Below are 20,859 nucleotides of genomic sequence, written 5' to 3'. Positions count from 1 at the left end.
TCAAGGTGCTCCGCCGTCCGGATCTCCAGGCGGCGGGTCCTTCAGGCCCGCGGCGCTCGTGGGCCAATCCGCCACGGCGCCCGCGGAGACCTCCACGAGGTCCGGGCCCGAGCCGCGCGCGTAGAGCCGCTCGTCCTGCTCCGGCACGGCGTTGCCCAACCACAGCCGCGTCAGCTCGCGCCCGTCCGCGTCGCGCAGCACGACGCTCCGGGAGGCCTCGCCAATGCCGTAGCGCTCCCAGCGCTTCACGTTCGCCTCGCCGAACGCGGCGGCCTTCAACGACTCCAGCGAGCCCAGCAGCTTCACCACGCGGAAGTGCCGCGCGAGTCCTCCGTCGGGACCTTCGATGCGCCACGCGTCGGAGCCACCATCCAGGGATGCGCCGCGCGCTACCACCACGGGAGCGGCCTTGCCTCCGGGATGGAACTCCAGCCGCCGCACGGCTTCGCGCGGGAACGCGAGCACGCGGCGATCCTTCAGCTCCGGCACGCCCACATCCAGCGTCGTCAGTGCCCGCGCATCCACCTCCGCGAGCGTGGCGCGTGTCCCCTGCTCACGCAGGGCATGGACCAAGGGAGCACCGTCGCGTGTCACCTGGGACAGCCGCACGCGGATGGGGTCGCCCGAGGCGGGGACGAAGCGCGCGTCCACGACGGGTGAGTCCAGGCCCAGGGCCTTCCGGGCGGCGGGGGTGTCCGCGGGGAAGGACAGGGCCTGCTGTCCCGCGAACGCGGTGAGCAGGTCCGTCACGCGGCTGGCGTTCGCGCGCGTCGGCTCCGGCTTCACCATCCGCCACGTCTTGCCGTCGGTGTCGCGCGACAGCAGGTACGCGTGGTCCTTCGCGGTCACCTCGATGGACTGGAGCGTCGCCGCGTCCAGCGGCCCCAGGAACTCCTTGGCGCGCAATTCAAAGGGGCCCTTGTCGAGTGACCACCGCACGACACCCTCGGCCGCGTAGACGGTCGCGTCCCCGTCGCGGCGCACGTACACGGAGCCGTCGAAGGGGTTCTCCTCTCCACCCGACAGCGTCACCGTGCGCTGGCGGGACGGATCCTCCGCGCCGCCGCCATTCACATCCGGGACATAGGCGCGCGCCGTCACGGTGAAGTGGGGGGACGTGAGGCCGAACTTCTTCAGGTCCGCGTCCGACGGCGCCGCGTTCACCGTGGACTTGAACTTCGCCGTGGTGAGCTGCTGCACCATCGCTTCGACGGCATAGGGGTCCGCCTTCGCCTCCACGGGCGAGGTGATCCGCCAGCCTTCGGGCGTCCGCTCCAGCTCCGTGGTGGCGCCCCGAGCCTTCACCGTCAGGTGGGTGAAGACGGGGGCCGCTGGGGCCGGGGCTCCGTGCTTCGGCTCCGCTGTTTCCGTGGCGAAGAGTTTGGGAGGCGCCGGTGGCTTCTCTTCACGCGAACACACCCACGACCCCATCGCCGCGAGCCCGAGCATCACGAACGCCGAAGGCCTCATCGGTTCCTCCTCGACAGCCAGACGGCCAGCCCCACGCCCAGGAGCGACAGCGGGAGCAGGTCCGTGGAGACGAAGCGCAGGGTCTGCATCTGTCCGGCGCTCAATTCCAGCGTGGAGGTCTCCCGGTCCGCGGGGCGCCAGGTGACCTTCTCCACCTGATGCGACGCCCAGCCCAGGGCATTCATCGCCAGGTTGCGGTTGGCCTCATGGCCCCAGTTCGGATCCAGCAGCAGCTCCGAATCCCCCATGACCACCAGCCGTGCCTCATCGAAGCGCTTGTGCTCCGCGCCACGCGTGTCCCGGGACGCGGCGGCGACGAGCGTGAGCTGCCCCATCTTCTCCCCATCCGACGGGGTGGCGTCCTCCTGGGGCCGCGTCTCCACCCAGGCATAGGGCGAGCTCAGCAGCACGGGCTCCACCGTGACGCCGGGAAGGAAGCCCTCGCGGAACAGCGTGAGGCTGCGCGTGGTGGGAAGCTGCACGTTGAAGGCCCGCTCCTGGAGGGGGCGGGTGATGACGTGCTTGCCGAAGAAGTTCGACACCAGGACGAACGGGTTGCCCGCGTTGAACTGCGAGTCGGCGGCCACGCCCTCATCCACCTGCACGCCATAATCCGCGAGGAACAGCCCCAGCCCGTCCGACGTGCCCACGTCGGTGAAGTACAAGAGCCGTCCGCCCTCACCCAGATAGGTGCGCAGGGCGGCCACTTCCGGAGCCGTGTAGTCTTCCTTGGCACCCGCGATGATCAACAGCCCCGCGTCGCGAGGCACCTCCTGCTTGCCCAGCAGGTTGAGGGGTTCGGGGCGGTAGCCCTCGCGGATCAACTGACGTCGGAACTCCGCCAGCCCGTCGCCAGGGCCCTGGGGCCCCTGCGGCGTCTCCAGCGGCCACTCCCCATGCCCTTCGAGGAAGTACACCTTCTGCGCGCCCGCCGCGCCCAACTGGAGCAGGGCGTTGGTCAGCTCCAACTCGGCGGGAACCGGTAGCAGGGTGTGGGGCGCGTTCTCGCCCTCGCCGCGTGTCACGACCACGAGCGTCTGGCCGTCCTTGAGCTGATACTTCGCGGCCAGGGTGGGCTCCCGGCGCGGATCCACGAAGGCGGAGTCGAACACCTGGGGTGCGGCCTCGTGGTAGCGCCGGAACAGCTCTTCCAGGTCGCCATAGGCCGGGTGCGTGGGCGGAATGAGCGCCAGGACGTGCACCCGCTCCTTGAGGCCCGCGAGCGTTTCGAGCGTCTGCGGCGCGAGCGAGAAGATGCGCTCCCGCGTCAGGTCCCAGCGCTGGTTCTTCCGGAACGCGAGGACGTTGAGCGCCACCAACACGCCCAGCACGGCCAGCGTGGTGAGCACGGTGGACGCGAGGAACCGCCCCGTGCGGCGCGAGCCCGCCCGTCCCAGCTCCTGGCGGTGCGCGGCGACGTAGGCCGCGATCATCGCCGTGCCCAGCACCGCCTTGCCCAGGGCGAGCCCCACGCTGCCGGAGGAGAGGAACAGCGTGAAGGGACTGGACAAGAGGAGCAGCAGGCCAAAGGCCCCCAGCACCCGGGTGACGTGGGTCGCTCTCATGGTCACGCGTAGCGCTGCGCTTCCACCGCGCGGTGGGTGAGCAGCAGCGAGAACAGGATGACGGACGCGAAGAACACCAGCGCCTGCACTTCCAGGACGCCCTGGATCATCCCCTGCAACTGGGTGTCGAAGGACAGGTAGTTCAGGAAGGAGCGCAGCGGCTCCGCCGTGGACAGGGCCACCCCGCGCAGCAGCATCCACGGCAGCAGCACGGTGAAGGTGAGGAAGGCCGCCAGCATCTGGCTCTCCGTCAGCGCGGAGATGAACAGGCCCACCGCCATGCAGGTCGCGCCCCACAGGAGCACCGCCCCGTAGCCCAGCAGCACCGTGGGCCACTCCAGCGCGGGCCCCTTCGCGCCCGAGCCCACCACCGACAGCAGCACCGGGAACACCAGCGTCAGCCCCAGCGTGACGAAGATGAGGGCCAGGCCGCCCAGGTACTTGCCCAGCACGATGTCCACCGGCCGCACCGGCGTCGTCAGCAGCAGCGCGAACGTCTTCTGGCGCTTCTCCTCCGCGAACAGCCGCATGGACAGGAAGGGCGCGACGAAGAGCGTGATGATCAGCACCACGCCCCACAACTGCACCACCACGCCGTCGGTGAGGTTGCGGTAGACGACCGAGTCGGGCGGCAGCCGGCTCCACCCGTGCTCACGGGCCAGCGACTGCACCTGCTGGAACTGCTCCAGCAGGCTGACGAAGAAGAACGACGTGAGCGCCGCCATCGCGGTGAACACGGCGTAGGCCCACGGGGTGGTGAAGGCGACGGCCAGCTCCTTGCGGGCGATGGCCAGGGCGGTGCGCATGCGCGGGAGGTCCTCGAAGGGGGGAAGGGGAGCCGCGCGCTTCAGGCGGCGGTCAGCTTGATGAAGACTTCTTCCAGCGAGGCGTGCTCCGCCTGGCCATGGGACTTCGCGAGCGTGTCGATGGCGTCATGGGCCACCACGCGGCCCTGGTGGAGGATGAGCACCGTCTGGCACGTCACGGTGACCTCCGGGAGGATGTGCGTGGACAGGAGCACCGTGTGCTTGCCCGCGAGGCTGCGAATCAACGCACGCAGCTCGGCGCGCTGGGCCGGGTCCAGGCCTTCGGTGGGTTCGTCCAGGATGAGCACCGGCGGCGAGCCGAGCAGCGCCTGCGCGATGCCCACGCGCTGCTGGAAGCCCTTGGACAGGTTCTGGAGCACGCGGCCCAGCACGTCGCTTACGCCGGTGAGGCCCGCCACGCGCTCCACTTCCACACGCACGGCGCGGCCGGGCAACTGCTTGAGCGCCGCGACGAACGCCAGGTAGCCGTGCACCGTCAGCTCCGGGTACAGCGGCGGCGTCTCCGGCAGGTACCCGATGCGCCGTTTGACCTCCATGGGGTGCGTGGACACGTCGAAGCCGGCCACCTTCGCGCTGCCCTCGGAAGGGGGCAGGAAGCCGGTGAGGATCTTCATCGTGGTGGACTTGCCCGCGCCATTGGGCCCGAGGAAGCCGAGGATCTCCCCCTCACCCACGGTGAAGGACAGGTCCTGGATGGCCACGCGATCGCGGTAGCGCCGGGTGAGGTTGCGCACCTCGATGATGGGATTCTCGGTGATTGGCATGCGCGGGGGCGGACTTTACACTGCTCGGGAAGCGAGGCGTGGATGCCAATCGTGGTTCAGAAGTACGGCGGCTCATCGGTCGCCGACGCGGAGAAGCTCGGCAAGGTCGCCCGTCGCGTGAAGGAGAAGCGGGACGCGGGGTATCAGGTCGTCGTGGTGGTCAGCGCCATGGGCGACACCACGGACGATCTGCTGGCGCTCGCCAAGGGCGTGTCGGCGGACCCGCCCCGGCGAGAGCTGGACATGCTCCTCACCTGTGGTGAGCGCATCTCCATGGCGCTGTTGTCCATGGCGCTCCAGGAGCAGGGCGTGCCGGCCATCAGCTTCACCGGCAGCCAGAGCGGCATCATCACCAACGACGCGCACGCGCAGGCGCGCATCGTGGAGGTGCGGCCCTACCGCATCCAGGATGAGCTGGCGAACGGCAAGGTCGTCATCGTCGCGGGCTACCAGGGTGTCTCCTACAAGAAGGAGGTCACGACGCTGGGGCGCGGCGGCTCGGACACCACCGCGGTCGCGCTGGCGGCGGCGCTGGAGGCGGAGGCGTGTGAAATCTACTCGGACGTGGACGGCGTCTTCAGCGCGGATCCGCGCGTGGTGTCGGACGCCCACAAGCTGGAGTCCCTGAGCTACGACGAGATGCAGGAGCTGGCGAGCGCCGGCGCCAAGGTGCTCAACGCCCAGGCGGTGGAGTGGGCCAAGGCGCGCGGCATCACCATCCTCGCGCGCACCGCGCACGGCCAGGGCACCGGCACCGCCGTGCAGGAGCTGGCCGTACCCACCGACAGCCGCGTCAAGGGCGTGACGGCCGACGCGGAGATGGCCGTGCTCGTCGCCAACGCGAGCGTGCCTCTGCAGGAGCTGCTGGAGTTCCTGGACGCTCGCGCCGTGCGCGGCCGCACGCTCGCGCACGACGGGCTGCCGGGGGCCCCGGGGCGCACGTTCCTGGCCGTTCCGCTCGCGGACGTGCATGGCCCGGAAGCGCTCCAGCGAGAGCTGACCACTCGCTTCGGGACGGCGGTGGAGTGGCGGGACGGGTGGGGCACCGTGACGTGCGTGGGCGTGGGGCTCAACGCGGACTGGGTTCCACTCCGGAAGGCCTTGTCGGCGGCCGAGGGCTTGTCCGCCCGTGTGCATGCCGTGAGCACGTCACCGCTCCAGGTGACGCTGTTGGTGGACAAGGCCCACCTCAAGCCGCTGACGGCCCGCCTGCATCGGGAACTGCTCGGTGGCTGACAGGGTTTCGAAAGCGGATCTGCGTTGATCCGGTGACTTGCACGATTCCCCTTGGAGCCGACACGGGCGGAATGTCGAACTTTAGTTCCCATCCGGGGTAGGGCGCTTCCCTCCCGGGAGTCGATGCCTACCCTCCGCTCTTGAACACCCTGGGTGGAGGGTAGGGCATGGGGCAGGGGCATCGCTGGATGGGGCTGGGAGTGGTGTTGGCGCTCCTGGTGACGGGCGCCTCGGGGTGCAAGGACACGGGGCCTGCACCGGGCACGCCGCCCCCCGGTGATCGCCACGACGAGCCGCCCCTCAACACCGACGACGCGGGCGTGACGGCTTCCGCGGACGGTGGCGTCGTCGTGCCCGAATACGACGCGGGCATTCCGGACGACGAGCCAGACGCTGGCACCCTGCCGGATGGAGGCTCCTCACTGCCCCCGCGCGACGCGGACGCGGTGCACCGGGAGAACCAGAAGAAGGGCACGTCCAACTGGCGCATCACCAAGAACGCCAACCAGCGCGAAATCGAGGGCTATCCCCTCCAGGCCACCGTGACGCAGGGCGAGTCCCTGCGCGTGGCGGTGTCCCTGTCCGAAGCGAAGAACTTCACGTGGTTCGTCTACCGCCTGGGCTACTACGGCGGCGTGGGCGCGCGAGAGCTGGCGCGGGGTGGCCCCGTGAAGGGCACGCGTCAGGCGGACTGCCCGGCGGATCCAACGACGGGCGTCATCGCATGCGCGTGGTCTCCCACGCTGGCCATCCCCGTCCAGAAGGACTGGGTGCGGGGCGTGTACGTGGTGAAGCTCGTGCGCGAGGACCAGCCGTCGCGTTACGTGCCCTTCTTCGTGCGTGACGCCAACCCGCGCTCCGAGGTGGCGGTGCTCATCCCCACCTCGAACTGGGCGGCGTACAACACCTGGGGAGGTACCAGCCTCTACGACGACCAGAAGGGCGTGATGAAGGCGCATGGCGTCGCCCGCGCGTTCCAGTCCTCGTACGACCGGCCCTACTACCGGGGCCAGGGCTCCGGGCACCTGATGCTGGACGACCTGAGCCTCGTGATGTGGCTGGAGTCGCAGGACCTGGACGTGGGCTACTTCACCGACGAGGACATGGACTCGAGCTACGACTTCCTTCGTGGCGCGAAGGTGTTCGTGATGTCCGGGCATGATGAGTACTGGTCCTCGAAGCAGCGGGACTTCGCGGACCGCTCGCTGGCGGACGGCCGGTCGCTGTTGAACCTGGGCGCGAACAACGCCTACTGGCAGGTGCGCTTCGAGCCCGCGGCGGACGGCCGCGAGCGCCGTATCGTCACCTGCTACAAGGGCCACGCGGCGGATCCGTACAAGGATCAGCGCAGGACGGTGAAGTTCCGCGACCTGCCCGCGCCCCGGCCGGAGAACGCGCTCTTGGGCGTGCAGTTCCAGGCGCGCTGGCACCAGTGGCCCTTCCCGACGGTCATCACCGCGCCGGAGCACTGGGCCTTCGCCGGCACCGGCCTCAAGGCGGGCGACACGCTGTGGATGGCCAACGGCTACGAAGTGGACCAGCTGGTGGACAACGGCCGCCAGCCGGCCGGCGTGGAAGTGCTCGCCGAGTCCCCCTCGCTGTCGCTCCAGGGCGGCTTCGGCTTCGCGCACATGGTGGTGCGCAAGCAGGGCGACGCGTACGTGTTCTCCTCCGGCGGCATCGACTTCGTGCAGAAGCTGGCCGGGGTGGGGGACCGCGTGGCGGATCCGCGCGCGGGCCGCATCGTGGCCAACGTGCTCTACAAGGCGCTGGGCCGGAAGGTGCCGGACGACCTGGTGAAGTTCCAGCCGCCAGCGGTGCCCCAGGCCATGGGCCCGTTCGCGCAGGCCGTGCACACGGTGGCGGGCGAGCCCGGCAAGCGCTGCCACTCGGACGGCAAGGTGGCGTCGAATGAGCTGGGCGCGCCGCTGGCGGTCGCGGTGATGCCGGATGGTGGCTGGGTGGTGGCGGATTCGCTGGGCAACAGCGTCAAGCGCGTGTCGGCGGACGGGAAGATCCGCACGGTGCTCACCGGCCTCAATGGCCCCATGGGCATCGCCGCAGACGCGCTGGGGAACATCTACGTGGCGGACACGGAGAACGCACTCATCCGCCGCATCCCCGTGGAGGGCAAGGCGGAGGTGTTCGCGGGCACCGGGCCCGGCTACCAGGACGGCCTCGCCCTGGCGTCGGCCTTCAACCAGCCGGCGGGCCTGTCCTTCACGCCGGATAGAACGGGGCTGCTCGTCGCCGACCTGAACAACGGTGTCATCCGCCGCATCGACCTGGTGCTGCCGGGCAACCCGGTGACGACGTTGCAGGGCGATTGGATCTACCGGCCCTCCGCGGCGGTCCAGACGGCCGACGGCACCACCTACGTGGTGGAGAGCGGCATGGCCCGCGTGCTTCGCGTGCGCAATGGCGTGACCTCCGTGGTGGCCGGTTCGACGCCCGGCTTCCGGGATGGGGAGCCGTCAGGCGGGCAGCTGCTGCCGTACCTGGGCCTGGCGCTGCTGCCGGATGGTTCGCTGGCGGTGTCCGACCCTGGCAACTACCGCGTGCGCCGGCTCGTGTTCAACGCGGCGGGGGAGCCGGAGAAGCTGACCACGCTCGCGGGCAGTGGCCGCTACGGCCACGCGGATGGTTCGGGCAAGGAGGCCCAGCTGGTGCTGCCGGCGGGGCTCGCGGTGGGCCCGGACGGCACCCTGTACGTGGCGGACGCGGGCAATTCGCTGGTGCGCGCCATCACGCCTTGAGGGGCGGAGGGAGCGCTGATCAGCGTCCGGGGTTGCGCATTCCACCCAGGGGCGGAGGCGCATCCATCTCCTGCCGCGTGCGCCGCCGGTCCGGGGTGTCGCGCGGCAGCTCCACGAAGCTGCACATCTCGCACAGCCGGCTGTAGATGCGCTCGCCCACGCGCTCGCGCAGCAGCTCCGCGTCCTTCATCGCCGTGCGCGTGTCCTCGGTGGTGCGGTAGCCCGTCGGCGCGGTGCTGCGCGCGCCCTTGCGCTCCGGCTCCAGCGAATAGTTCGTCGCGAAGAGCGTGGTGCGCCCCGCGTTGTAGCGCCGGGCGATCAGCTCATCGAGCGTCTCCATCTCGAAGGGACTGCCGCGCCCCTTGCCCAGCTCGTCGATGGCGAGGACCTCGACCTCCGACAGCGGCCCGATGATCTCCCCGCCGCTCTTGCCGTCCTGGAACCCGCGCCGGATGGTCGCGTACAGGAGGGAGATCTCCACGTACCGCGAGCGCACGCCCATCTCCAGCACCAGGTGCCCGAGCGTCGCCGCCAGCAGGTGCGTCTTGCCCGTGCCCACCGGCCCGCTGATCACGTAGCCCTTGTGCTTCGCCGTATCGCCCTTCACGTACTGGTGGGCGAAGTGCATCGCCACGCCCCGGCCCCGGTCCTGGGCCTCGTTGAAGGCGCGGTAGTTGTCGAACGACGCGTGCGCCATGACGCCGGGCATCTGCACGTCGTTGAAGAGCGCCACCCGCTTGCGCCGCAGCGTGCACATGCACGGCTGGAGCACTTCGTAGGTGCGCGCGCCCACCTTCTTGCTGAAGGTGCCTTCCTTCTCCACCAGGATGTGCCCGCGCCCGCCACACACCGGGCACGCTTCCGAGCACGTACACACCCTCGCCGACGCGAGATCCCCGCGCCGCTCGATGAGGTACGTCCGCCCGCCGCACTCCCCGCACGCCTCGCCGTTCGCCTTGGCCGCCATCTGGGGTCCAGCCATAACACCGTCGGCCGTGCCCGTCAGTACGCTGATTTTCCGTTCAGGCGTTCGGAAGTGACCCAACGCCTCAGGTCTCCTTCATGTCCAGCCGCCGGCGCACCGCCGCCTGCAACCGGAACCTGCGCGACACCCGCCGCGCACGGGCCGTCATGAGCTGCTGCTCGCCCGTCCGGGCCTCGCGCCACACCGTGCGCCGCTCCGTGAAGGGCAGGGCACGCAGCAGCACCAGCAGCGTCCAGGCCTCCTGCTGATCCATGGCCGCGGGCTCCCGGGGCACGCTCGCGAGCACCGTGTCCAGCAGCCGGTGCACCCGGGGCGCCAGGGTGGACTCCCGCTCCGTCAGGGCCCGGAGCGCCGTGCACAGCCGCGCATGGCGCACCTCTTCCCAGGAGCGGGATGGCTTCTTCTTCACCTCCGGGGCGGCCTCCTCGCCCTGGCCCGCGGACAGATCGCGGTACTTGCGGATCTCCGTCTCCACCTGGCGCCGGCACGCCCGGAGCGAGCGCAGCACCGGCTCCCCGGGCCGCGCGTCCCACAGCGCCTTTTCGGCGGAACGGGAGATGCCGCGCGCGACGACCTCGAAGGGAACCCCCTCCTGTGCCCACGCCGTGACGAGTTGGGTATCCAACGCGGACAACATCAGCCCCGCGCCACGCACCGCGAGGTAGTAGTCCTGCACCAGCTCTTCAAAGCTGGCGCTCTCCGGCAGAAGGCTCATGATCCGCGAACGGCTCCAGGCAGGGCGGTCAGTCTTCCGACCGCCCGCTTCAGATACTCCCGGGGTCCCTCATCGCAACCTTCCGGCCACTGTTCAACTCCTGGCTGACCGCCCTCCGAGCACAACGAAATTGAAGTTTTCTCGCCTGCTATCCAACGGACCTGACGTCCGTCCGTCCAAGTTGACCCGCCTTGCGGAAACCGCGCATAGTGCGAGTCCCCTCATGGAAATTCCCGAAGATTCCCGGACACTTGCCAAGCAGGCAGGCCATCGGGAACGCCGGTCCCTCGCTCCTAGGAAGACCATGCGCCGCTCGTTACTCGTTTGCCTCGTTCTCCTGACTTCCATGGCTTCGGCCCAGGAGAAGAAAGCACTGCGCGACGCTGACCTGGGCAAGAAGTCCACGACCACCGTGGACAAGTCCCTCGCTGGCGACATCACGCGCCCGAAGGAAGCCCAGCAGGCCGCTCCCACGCTGCAATATGATCAGTTCCGGTTGGGCGTTGAGGTGCAGGTGGCCTCCAAGCGCCGCGAACAGATCGAATCGCTGCGGAAGATCATCTCCCTGTCTCCTGATCAGAAGGAGGCCCCCAGCCTGTTGTTCCGCCTGGGCGAGCTCTACTGGGAGGAGTCGAAGTTCTTCTTCTTCGAAGCCAACCGGAAGGACGACGAGCTCATCGTCGCCATGAACCGCAACGACGCCGCGGGCCAGCAGAAGGCCAAGGCGGAGAAGGCGGAGTTGATGGCGAAGGTGAAGGAGAACGGCAAGTACGCCGTCGAGCAGTACACGAAGATCGTCCAGGAGCACCCGAAGTTCGAGCGCACGGACGAAGTGCTCTTCTTCCTCGGCCAGTACCTGATGGAGGACGGCCAGGACAAGAAGGCGCTCGTCGCGTTCAAGCGCCTCATCGAGAAGCACCCCACGTCCAAGTACATCCCGGACGCGTACTTCGCCTTCGGCGAGTACTACTTCAACAACTCCAAGGGAAAGCGCCCGGAGCTGGAGAAGGCGCTCGTCGCCTACAAGAAGGCCGCTGAGTTCCCGGAGAACCAGGTCTACGCGTTCGCCCTCTACAAGCAGGGCTGGTGCTACTTCAACATGGGCGAGTACGAGTCCGCGAAGGACAAGTACAAGACCGTGGTCCTCTACGGCGAGCTGGCGGGTGCCGCCGCGGTGGAGAAGGACGGCAAGGCCAAGGCCAAGGGGTCGCTCGTGCGTGAAGCGCGCGCCGACTACGTGCGCTCCTTCGCCCGCGAGGGTGACGTGACGCAGGCCCGCGCGGACTTCGGCAAGGTCGCCACCAATCCGGAAGACCGCTTCGCGATGATGAAGCAGCTCGCGAACCTGTACTACGGCGATGGCAAGGACCGCGAAGCGGCCATCACGTACAACGCGCTGATCAAGGAGAAGCCGCTGTCGCCGGAGTCTCCCGGCTTCCAGGGCAAGATCGTCGACTGCATCCTTCGCATGGGCAACAAGGAGCGCACCGTGGCCCAGGTGCGCCGGCTCGTGAAGATCATGAAGGACGTGGAGTCCTCCGGCGTCATCAAGGACGACAAGGACAAGAAGGCGCTCGCGGAGGCGAAGGAGCTGTCCGAGCGCACGCTCTCCAACCTCGCCGTCACCTGGCACAACGAGGGCAAGAAGACGCGCAACGAGGAGACCTTCAAGTACGCGGACGCCGTGTACAGCGACTACCTCACGCTCTTCCCGGAGAACCCCAAGGCGTACGACCTGCGCTTCTTCTGGGCGGAGCTCCTCAACGACAACCTGCAGAACTTCGACAAGGCCGCCGCCAACTACACCCTCGTCGTCCTCCAGGACGCCAAGGTGCTGGAGGCCAAGGACGACAAGGGCAAGGCCAAGCCGGGCAAGCCGGGCAAGTGGCTGAGCAACGCCTCCTACAACGCCGTGCTCGCGTACGACGAGGTCGTCAAGTCGGCCGAGGCGCGCGGCGAGGCGAAGAGCGAGTCCGCCGGCACCGACATCACCAAGAAGATCACCATCCCCACGCTGAAGAAGTCGCTGCTCGACGCGTGCGAGCGCTACCTCAAGTACGTCCCCAAGGGCGACAAGCGCGTGGAGATCGCCTTCAAGGCGGCGAACATCTACTACCGCCACAACCACTTCGATGAAGCCGTGCTGCGCTTCAGCGAGATCGCGCTCGGCTACCCCGAATACAAGTTCGAGGACGGCCAGCGCGCGGGTGAGATCGCCGCGAACCTCATCCTGGACTCGTACAACCTGCTGCAGGACTTCGCGAAGGTGAACGAGTGGGCGCGTCGCTTCTACGCGAACGACAAGCTGGCGGTCGGCAAGTTCCGCGACGACCTGGCGAAGCTCATCGAGCAGTCGTCGTTCAAGCTCGTCAGCCAACTGGAGGAGAAGAAGGAGTTCTCCAAGGCGGCCGAGGCGTACCTGAACTTCGTCCACGACTTCCCGCAGACGGAGATCGCGGACCTGGCGCTCTACAATGCGTCCGTCGACTATTACAAGGCGAAGAGCCTGGACAAGGCCATCGAGGTCCGCAAACGCCTGTTCGCGGAGTACCCGCGGTCCAAGTACGTGCCGGACTCCATCTACGCGAACGCGGAGGCGCTGGAGGCCATCGGTGACTTCGAGGACGCGGCGTCCACCTACGAGCTCTACGTGCGCGGCTATGAGCGCAACCTGAGCGAGAAGGGCGGCGCCCCGGCCGCGAAGGCCAAGGCGAAGGCCAAGGCCAAGGCGAAGGCCAAGCAGGCCTCCAACGACGACGGCCCCGCGAAGCCCGCGGTGGTGCAGAAGTGGGACGAGTCCAAGGCGCAGATCGCCCTGTTCAACGCCTCCACCTACCGTGAAGGCCTGGGCCAGCTGAAGGCCGCGCTGAAGAACCGCGAGCACTACCTGGAGCTGTGGCCCAAGTCGAAGGACGCCGAAGGCGTGTTCCTCTCCATCGTGGACCTCCACGTGAAGCAGGGGGCATACATGAAGGCCATCAAGCTGTTGGAGGAGTACGAGCGGGACAACATGCGTTCGTCCAGCAAGTTCCTCAACGCGGAAGGCCGCATCGTCGCCATCTACGAGAAGATGAAGAAGCCGCGCGACGTGTCGCGCATGAACAAGCGCATCTTCGACTACTTCGACCAGCTGGGCCGCAACCAGAAGGCCTCGCTGGAGAAGCCCGCGCTGGCCGCCGCCGCGCAGGCGAACCTGCTCGCCATCGAGCCGGACTGGGTGGAGTACAAGCGCCTGAAGCTGTACTGGGGCGTGCCCGCGTCGCCGGAGCGCTTCAAGGGCTCGCTGGCCGACAAGGGCCGCGCGCTGGAGGTCGTCCAGAAGAAGTACGTGCAGACGGTGGCCCTGGGCGCCCCGGAGCCCGCCATCTGCGCGCTGCAGCGCATTGGCATGGCGTATGACCACATGGCGGAGATCGTGGTGAACGCGCCCATGCCGCGCGGTCTGGACGAGGAGTCGCAGCAGGCCCTGCGCGACGAGTTCTCCAACCAGGCGCAGCCGCTCAAGGACAAGGCCACGGAGGCCTTCTCCGGCGCGGTCGCGAAGAGCCGCGAGCTGGGCGTGTTCAACGAGTGCGCCGCGGCGAGCCTGAAGATCCTCCGCACCACCTACGCTCCGGACAAGTATCCGGAGGTACTGGAGGAGAAGCTGGCGCTGAAGAACAAGGAGTTCGTGCTCGCGGGCGACATGCTCGCCGCGGTGCAGGACATCCCGCCCCCGACGGCGAAGCCCGAACAGGAGAAGCTGGCCAAGAGCGAGGCGCTCAACGAGGACCTGTCGACGCTGACCAACCAGCTGCGTCAGCAGACCGAGTCCGAAATCGCCAAGCCCGCCGCCTCCAAGGACGGCAGCGCGCCCAAGAAGACCGTTGATGATCAGGAGCCGGAGGACTTCCTCTAATGAATCGCACGCACCCGTTCCGTCCCGCCCTCCTCCTGGCCTCGCTGGCCCTCACCGCCGTGGGCTGCACGTCGTCCCAGCCGGCCGTCAAGCCGGTGGTGGACAAGCCCGTCGCCGCGCCCACCGGGCCGGTGTCCATCTCCAACCGCGCCATGCTGCTGTTCGATGACGCGGTGAAGTCCTTCGACGCGCAGAAGAAGGCCAAGGCGTTCGACTACCCATCGCTGGAGCGCAAGTTCAAGGCCGCGGCCGAAGCGGACAAGAACCTGGCGGAGGCCGAGTACAACCTGGGCGTCATCGCCGAGCGCATGGGCAAGCCCGATGAGGCGAAGGCCCGTTACCAGGCGGCGCTCACCAAGAAGCCGTCGCTGCGGCAGGCGTCGGACAACCTGGCCATCATGCGCCAGAACTCCGGCGACGTGGCCGGCGCGGTGGCGCTCTACCAGGACGTGCTCACCCGCTACCCGGACGACGCCGGTTCGCGCGCCCGGCTGGCGGAGATCTACCGGCAGAACAACGACCACGACAAGGCGATGGAGCTGTCGCGCGCCGCGCTCATGCGCGACCCGGCGAACACCAACGCCCTGAAGGTGATGATCCGCAGCTACCTGGAGCGCAAGCAGCTGGCCATGGCCAAGCTCGTCGCGCTGCGCGCGGTGAAGCTGGACGGCGCGGATCCGGAGCTGCACCACGCCGTGGGCCTCATCCTCCAGAAGGAAGGGGACAACGAGGGCGCGCGCGTGCAGTTCAAGAGCGCGCTGGAGGCCAAGGCGGACTACGTGCCGTCGCACGTGGCGCTGGCGCAGCTGGCGCTGGACGCGGAGGACTTCCCCGGCGCGGAGGAGCACCTGCGCCGCATCCTGCAGGCGGATGGCAAGAACGCCGCCGCGCACGTGGACCTGGGCATCGCGCTCAAGGGCCAGGGCCAGTACGACAAGGCCATGCAGGAGTACGACGAGGCGGAGAAGCTCAACCCGGAGCTGGGCGCCACGTACCTCAACCGCGGCATCATCCTGCACAAGGTGAAGGACGCCCCGGAGCGCGCGGTGGAGCTGTACCGCAAGTACGTCGCGCTGGCGGGCGGCGAGGTCGCGCTCAATGGCGAGGCTCCCGTCTTCGGTCTGATGCGCGAGGCGGAGAGCATCGTGCAGGCCAAGCGCGAGGCGAAGGCCGCGGAGGAGCAGGCCAAGCAGATGGAGGCGCTCCAGGCCCAGCAGCAGGCCGCGATGAAGGCGGAGGAGGCCAAGCAGAAGGGCCAGCCCGCGCCCAACGCCGTGACGCCCGCGTCGGGTGACGGCACCGCGCCCAAGGCCACCCCGGCCGCCGGCAACGGCAACCAACCGGCCGCCGCCACGCCGGCAGGAGGCACTCCGGCAGCGCCTGCCCAGAAGAATGCAGCCCCGGCGGACTCCGACGAGCCCACCGACGACCTGCTGTGATGTGGGAGAAGCCCGCCAGTGGCTTCACGCTGGCGGCGCGACTCCGGATGATGCGAACCTTGTGAGCCCCCGGGAATTCGCGGGGGTTGCCGTGCGGAACAAGTGGGCCCGGGAAGGGGCTCCTCGTGGAGGCAGGATGCGGAAGTGGCTGATGCTGTGCGTGACGCTGTCGGTGGCTCCGGCCTTTGCCCAGGATGAGGGCGGGGACAAGGGCGGTGGTGGCGCCAAGATGCAGAAGACGTCCACGGTCGACTTCGAGGACGACACCATCGAAGGCGACCTCACGAAGCCGGATGGTGAGTACGTCGAGGCTCGCAAGTCCGTGAAGCACTCGAACCTCATCCGCATCCGCGAGGACTTCGAGGACAAGGTCATGCAGTCCGTGGGCGAGCTGTAATTCCCCACGAATTGCCGGCGGAACCTTCCGCCAGAGCCGTTGTCCAACAAGCGCGAACGCGAACCAGGAGCCCCCCTTCATGGCCGTACCCCTGACACTCAAGGTCTTCAAGGGCGACACGCTGGTCGCCTCCAAGGACTACGAGCGCGACATCATCAAGATTGGTCGTCTCTCCTCCGCGCACCTGTGCCTGGAGGACGACAAGGTCAGTCGCATCCACTCCGTCATCGAAGTGGCCGGCGACGGCTCCATGTCCATCATCGACATGGGCAGCGTCGAAGGCACCTACGTCAACGGCAAGCGCGTCAACAAGGGGCAGGTCTCCTTCGGTGACGAGGTCCGCGTGGGTGGCACCACCATCCGCCTGGAGAACCCGGCCGCCGTCGCCGCGGTGAACCTGGCCGCCGCCGTCGCGCAGGCGGACGCGCCCACCGACAAGAACACCACCGTGGCCCCCGTGGCCGGCGCTTCCGCCGCCGCCATCGCGCAGGCCGTGGCCGCCCCCGTGGCGGCTCCGGTCGCCGCGCCTCCGCCGCCCGCCGCCGCGGCGCTGGATGCGTCGGTCGCGCCCACGCAGAAGAACAAGATCGTCGCGCCCGCCGCCCCCGCTCCGGAGGCCCCTTCGGAGGAGGACGCGGAGGCGCCGCGCGTGCGCACCGTGCGCCGCACCAAGTCCAACGGCCCGCTGGGCGCGTCGGTGCGCCTGCTCTGGGGCGATCAGCGCGTGGGTGAGTTCTTCCTGGCCCCGGGCGTGAAGAAGAGCTTCACGGTGGGCAGCGCCAAGGGCGTGGACTTCGTGATGGGCGACGCCAAGCTGGGCGGCCCCTCCTTCGAAGTGCTGCGCACCGACGGGCAGACCTTCTCCGTGCGCTTCGCGCGCAAGATGAAGGGCGAGCTGACCCGCAAGGGCGAAACGCTCGACCTGGAAGCAGTGATGGAGTCGGGCAAGGCCAGCAGCGACGGCGACGCGTACTCGCTGACGCTGGAGGGCGACGACTTCCTCTGGGTGGACCTGGGCGGCCTCACGCTGGAGGCGCAGTTGCAGTCGGTGCCCAAGCGCGTCGTCGTGCCGTTGGGCGAGAACCTGGACTACACGGCGCTCAACATCTTCCTGGTGATGTTCTTCATCGCCACCGCGTTCGTCATCCATTCGATGAACAGCAGCGGGGAAGGGGATGAGTACGCGGACGAGCTCGCGGGCAACGACGCGCGCATCGCCAAGCTCATCATCAAGGCGCCCGAGACCCAGAAGAACAAGTTCCTGGAGAAGCTGAACCAGCAGAAGGAGAAGAAGTCGGGCGAGATGGCCCAGAAGGCCCGCGCGGACGAAGGCCAGATGGGCAAGAAGAACGAGCCCAAGGCCGCCAACCGCACCGCGCCCAAGGGCGACCCGAACAAGAAGGACGAGGCGCGCGCCCTCACCGCGAAGATCTTCGGCGGTGGCAAGGGTGGCATCTCCACCATCTTCGGCAAGGCGGGCCTGGGCGGCGAGCTCAAGAGCGCCATGGGCAACATGTTCGGCGCCAAGGCTGGCGACGCGGGCGGCTTCGGCGGCATGGGCCTGCGCGGCAGCGGCGGCGGTGGCGGTGGCACCGGTGACAGCATCGGCATCGGCGGTATCGGCACCAAGGGCCGTGGCGGCGGCAGCGGCAGCTACGGCACCGGTGTGGGCACGCTCGGCGGCAAGCAGAGCGTGGACGTGGGCATCACGTCCTCGGACCCGGAGGTCATGGGCTCGTTGGACAAGGAGCTCATCCGCCAGGTCATCCAGCGCAACCGCGGGCAGATCCGCTACTGCTACGAGAGCCTGCTCAACCGCTTCCCGAAGCTGGGCGGCAAGGTCTCCGTGAAGTTCATCATCAGCGCCACGGGCTCGGTGGCCACGTCCAACGTCGCGCAGTCCACGGCGGGCAACTCGGACCTGGAGACCTGCGTCGCGGGCCGCGTGCGCACCTGGAAGTTCCCGGAGCCCAAGGGTGGCGGCTCCGTGATCGTGACGTACCCGTTCATCTTCAAGCAGGCCGGCGACTAGCCTAGACTCGAACTTCATCCGTGTGCCGCGCGGGCGGCCCTGGCGACAGGGCTGCCCGCTTCTTCACTTCCTCCTCCCGTTCCCCGCGGGAGTCCTGCCCCCCCAGGCTGCCTTCCATGCAGAAAGTCCTTGCTCCTCTCGCCCTGTGCGCCGCCTTCCTCCTTCCCGGGGTGTCGGTCGCTCAGGAGACCCCCGGCGCCGGTTCCGCCGCGGGGGATCGGCCCGCGGTGACCTTCGACGAGGTCGAGCGCGGTGTGTACTTCGCCGTGTATGGCGGCCCGTCGTGGATCGCCAACCCGCCCGCGTCGCAGGGGCCCCGGCCCTTCTCGTCCGGCCAGATGGCCCAGGTGGAGCTGGGAATCGACCTGGGGGAGCGCCTGTCGCTGGGCGTCTTCTTCATGGGCTCCGCGAACAGGGCAGGCTCCGACTACATTGGCTACTCGCAGGGCGCGGCCTCCGGTGACTTCACCATGCTGGTGCCCGGCGCCGTCCTGCGCGCCAAACTGGTGGGCTTCGCCGACAGCCAGGAGGTCAAGCGCACGTGGATCTACGCGCGCGCCGGCGCGGGGTACGCGATGTTCTCTCCCAAGAAGCTCCTCCCGGATTCCGACATTCTTGTGTTTGCCGGGCCCGGAGTGGAGTACTACACGCGGCTGCGCCACTTCTCGGTGGGGCTGGAGGTCACGGGGAACTACCTCGCCTCCAAGGGCGCTTTCGGGTTCGCGGTGGCGCCCAACATTCGCTACGCGTTCTAGCGGGAGATTCACGTGGCTCAGGAGAATGGAAGCGGTGGAGCGCGTCCGGGTGGACGCGGTCCTGACGGGGGCGCGCCGGGTCAGGGGCCTCGCCGTGACGGGCCGGGTGGTTTCGGCGGTCGTGGTGGTGGTCCTGGCGGTGGTGGCCGTGGTGAAGGGCGCGGGCGTGGCGAAGGCCGTGGCCGCGACCGTGATGCGGGTCCGGTGGGTCCGGGCCAGCGCGTCATCGCCGAGCTGAGCGTGCTGGAGAAGGCCCTCTCCAAGAACGATTTTGGCGCGGAGAAGGGTCCGCTGGAGGCCATCGTCCGCTCGCTGCGGCCCATGAACCTCAAGTCGCTGGATGACCTGGACCTCAACACGCGCGGTCGCCTCATCACGACGATGCTGCGCGTGCAGCGTCAGTCCAAGCCGGTCCTGCCGGAAGCGGGCGCTGAGTCCGCGGCTCCGGAAGCGGCGGCGACGACGGAAGGCACCGAGGCGGCGGCTCCGGCCGAAGCATCCTCGGAGGCTCCGGCCGCCGAAGGCGCTGGCGAAGGTGCCGCTCCCGCCGAAGCGGCTCCCGCGGCTCCGGCCGTGGATCCCGCGAAGGAGAAGCACGGGGCCTGGCTGGACGTGATGACCCTGGTGGGCCGCGTCTGGCGCGCCGCGGGTGACCGCGAGCGTTCGCAGGCGGCCTTCACGCTGAGCGGTCGCGAGCCGACGCCGGAGCCCGAGGCTCCTGCCCGGAGCGAGGCGCCGCGTGAGCGGTCCGAGCGTCCGGAGCGTGGCGGTCCTGGCGAGCGCCGGGAGCGTTCCGAGCGTCCTCCCCGTGGGGACCGTCCGGAGCGTGGCGCCGCCGGTGCCGGCGAGCGTCGTGAGCGTCCGCCCCGGGCTGAGCGTCCGGAGCGTGGCGAGCGTCCGGCCCGTGGTGAGCGCCCCGAGCGCGCGCCGATGCCGGAGCTGACGGGCGACTGGAAGGAGCAGGCGACCCAACTGGAAGGCCTGGGCCGCACGCGCGACGCGGCGCGACTGCACGAGCGCAACAACGGCTTCGCGGACGCCACCCGCCTGTTCGAGGCGGGCGGGGACCTGAAGAGCGCGCTGCGCACGGCGCTGGCCGGGCAGGACAACGACGCGGCCCGCCGCCTCGTGGGCACGCTGCCTCCGGATCAGATTGGCCCCACGCTGGAGAAGGCGGGTGCGTACGAGCTCCTCATGGAGCACTACGTCGCCAAGGCCGACTTCGAGAAGGTCGCCGGCCTGTACGAGCGCGCGCGCCAGTTCGACCAGGCGGCGCTCGCGTACGAGCGCGCCAACAAGCTGACCCTGGCGCGCAAGGCGTACGAGCGTGCGCGGGATCTGCCGAGCGCCAACCGCATCCGGGGCCTGGAGGTGAAGGCCCTGGTGGAGCGTGGCGACCGGCTGGGCGCGGCGACCCTGCTGGTGGCCGTGGGCCAGCGGCGCGAGGCGGTGGAGGTGCTGAGCCCCCTGCCTCCTCCCAAGGCGTTCCATTTCATGCAGCGGCTCACCCTCGAGGACGAGGCCAAGGAGCTGGCGCAGCGTGAGCTGGCGCGCGCCGAACAGGAGCAGAAGCCCGCCGGCCGTGCCCGGTGGCTGGAGCTCCTGGGTGACACGGCCGCCGCCGCGGAGACGTGGACGCAGGCGGGCCGCAAGGACAAGGCGCTGCCCCTGTACGAGAAGCTGGGCGACCTGCCCCGCGCCGCGCAGATCGCCGAAGAGCTGCAGCTGAAGGACAAGGCTGTCGCGCTGTACACGCAGCTCAACGACAGCGCGGGGTTGGAGCGGGCGAAGGCCCTCCCCGACGCCCCGGCGACGCCCCCCGCGGCGGACAAGTCGGACGCCGGTGACGACGCGGATGGCGCGGATGGCGCGGCGGCATCGACGGAAAATGCTTCCTCGGCTGGCGAGCAAGAAAGCCAATAAATCCCATCGGTTGACGGGTTTTGCGCGATTGCCCGGGGGCGCCCGCGGCCGGTACACTCCGGCCGCTGGCGCCCTCGTTTCATTCACCCCCCTGGCC

15 protein-coding genes are annotated in these 20,859 nt (G+C 69.0%); 9 read left to right on the top strand and 6 right to left on the bottom strand.

The window, feature by feature from the left end; genetic code table 11:
- From OV208_RS09110 to OV208_RS09095, 4 genes are read right to left on the bottom strand one after another with little or no spacing between them, the layout of a single operon-like run.
- Entirely contained in the window at positions 1-1,470 is a 1,470-nt protein-coding gene (locus OV208_RS09110; protein ID WP_267573427.1) for a DUF4340 domain-containing protein, read from the bottom strand.
- Positions 1,467-3,035, bottom strand: coding sequence for a GldG family protein (locus OV208_RS09105; protein ID WP_267573426.1), 1,569 nt, complete (start codon positions 3,033-3,035; stop codon positions 1,467-1,469). The genes OV208_RS09110 and OV208_RS09105 overlap by 4 nt, the downstream gene beginning before the upstream one ends.
- Positions 3,036-3,037: 2 nt before the next feature.
- Positions 3,038-3,841 (bottom strand): ABC transporter permease, encoded by an 804-nt coding sequence (locus OV208_RS09100; protein WP_267573425.1) that lies wholly within the window; start codon positions 3,839-3,841, stop codon positions 3,038-3,040.
- 41 nt (positions 3,842-3,882) lie between these two features.
- Positions 3,883-4,626 (bottom strand): ABC transporter ATP-binding protein, encoded by a 744-nt coding sequence (locus OV208_RS09095; RefSeq protein ID WP_267573424.1) that lies wholly within the window; start codon positions 4,624-4,626, stop codon positions 3,883-3,885.
- A gap of 42 nt (positions 4,627-4,668) precedes the next feature.
- Here OV208_RS09095 and OV208_RS09090 point away from each other — a divergent pair, with 42 nt between their 5' ends.
- Positions 4,669-5,862 (top strand): aspartate kinase, encoded by a 1,194-nt coding sequence (locus OV208_RS09090; RefSeq protein WP_267573423.1) that lies wholly within the window; start codon positions 4,669-4,671, stop codon positions 5,860-5,862.
- A 167-nt stretch (positions 5,863-6,029) separates the two neighbouring features.
- Positions 6,030-8,618, top strand: coding sequence for a N,N-dimethylformamidase beta subunit family domain-containing protein (locus OV208_RS09085; RefSeq protein WP_267573422.1), 2,589 nt, complete (start codon positions 6,030-6,032; stop codon positions 8,616-8,618).
- Positions 8,619-8,637: 19 nt separating this feature from the next.
- Here the strand turns inward: OV208_RS09085 and OV208_RS09080 are convergent, their stop codons facing one another.
- Positions 8,638-9,600: an ATP-binding protein gene (locus OV208_RS09080; RefSeq protein WP_267573421.1), complete on the bottom strand. Its 963-nt coding sequence runs from the start codon at positions 9,598-9,600 to the stop codon at positions 8,638-8,640.
- 67 nt (positions 9,601-9,667) lie between these two features.
- Complete coding sequence (locus tag OV208_RS09075; protein ID WP_267573420.1) at positions 9,668-10,318, bottom strand: hypothetical protein; 651 nt, start codon at positions 10,316-10,318, stop codon at positions 9,668-9,670.
- 304 nt (positions 10,319-10,622) lie between these two features.
- Here OV208_RS09075 and OV208_RS09070 point away from each other — a divergent pair, with 304 nt between their 5' ends.
- The 7 genes from OV208_RS09070 to OV208_RS09040 all read left to right on the top strand — a co-directional run bounded on the left by OV208_RS09070 (position 10,623) and on the right by OV208_RS09040 (position 20,762).
- Positions 10,623-14,216: a tetratricopeptide repeat protein gene (locus OV208_RS09070; RefSeq protein ID WP_267573419.1), complete on the top strand. Its 3,594-nt coding sequence runs from the start codon at positions 10,623-10,625 to the stop codon at positions 14,214-14,216.
- Positions 14,216-15,655, top strand: coding sequence for an adventurous gliding motility TPR repeat lipoprotein GltE (gene gltE, locus OV208_RS09065; protein ID WP_267573418.1), 1,440 nt, complete (start codon positions 14,216-14,218; stop codon positions 15,653-15,655). The genes OV208_RS09070 and gltE overlap by 1 nt, the downstream gene beginning before the upstream one ends.
- Positions 15,656-15,791: 136 nt before the next feature.
- Positions 15,792-16,052, top strand: coding sequence for an adventurous gliding motility protein CglF (cglF, locus tag OV208_RS09060; protein ID WP_267573417.1), 261 nt, complete (start codon positions 15,792-15,794; stop codon positions 16,050-16,052).
- Positions 16,053-16,131: 79 nt separating this feature from the next.
- A complete protein-coding gene (gene gltG / locus OV208_RS09055) occupies positions 16,132-18,084 on the top strand; it encodes an adventurous gliding motility protein GltG (RefSeq protein ID WP_267573416.1) in 1,953 nt (650 codons plus the stop codon).
- A 116-nt stretch (positions 18,085-18,200) separates the two neighbouring features.
- Entirely contained in the window at positions 18,201-18,839 is a 639-nt protein-coding gene (gene cglE, locus OV208_RS09050; protein ID WP_267573415.1) for an adventurous gliding motility protein CglE, read from the top strand.
- A gap of 34 nt (positions 18,840-18,873) precedes the next feature.
- Positions 18,874-19,077 (top strand): hypothetical protein, encoded by a 204-nt coding sequence (locus tag OV208_RS09045; protein ID WP_267573414.1) that lies wholly within the window; start codon positions 18,874-18,876, stop codon positions 19,075-19,077.
- On the top strand, positions 19,044-20,762 hold the full coding sequence (locus tag OV208_RS09040) for a DEAD/DEAH box helicase (RefSeq protein ID WP_267573413.1): 1,719 nt from the start codon (positions 19,044-19,046) through the stop codon (positions 20,760-20,762). Before OV208_RS09045 ends, OV208_RS09040 begins: the two co-directional genes overlap by 34 nt.
- The last annotated feature ends 97 nt before the right edge of the window (positions 20,763-20,859 follow it).

The sequence above is a fragment of the Corallococcus sp. bb12-1 genome (genome assembly GCF_026626765.1).
Classification (GTDB): domain Bacteria; phylum Myxococcota; class Myxococcia; order Myxococcales; family Myxococcaceae; genus Corallococcus; species Corallococcus terminator.
The sequence above is the reverse complement of the archived record's forward strand: the minus strand, read 5'-3'. Positions and strand labels throughout refer to the sequence as shown.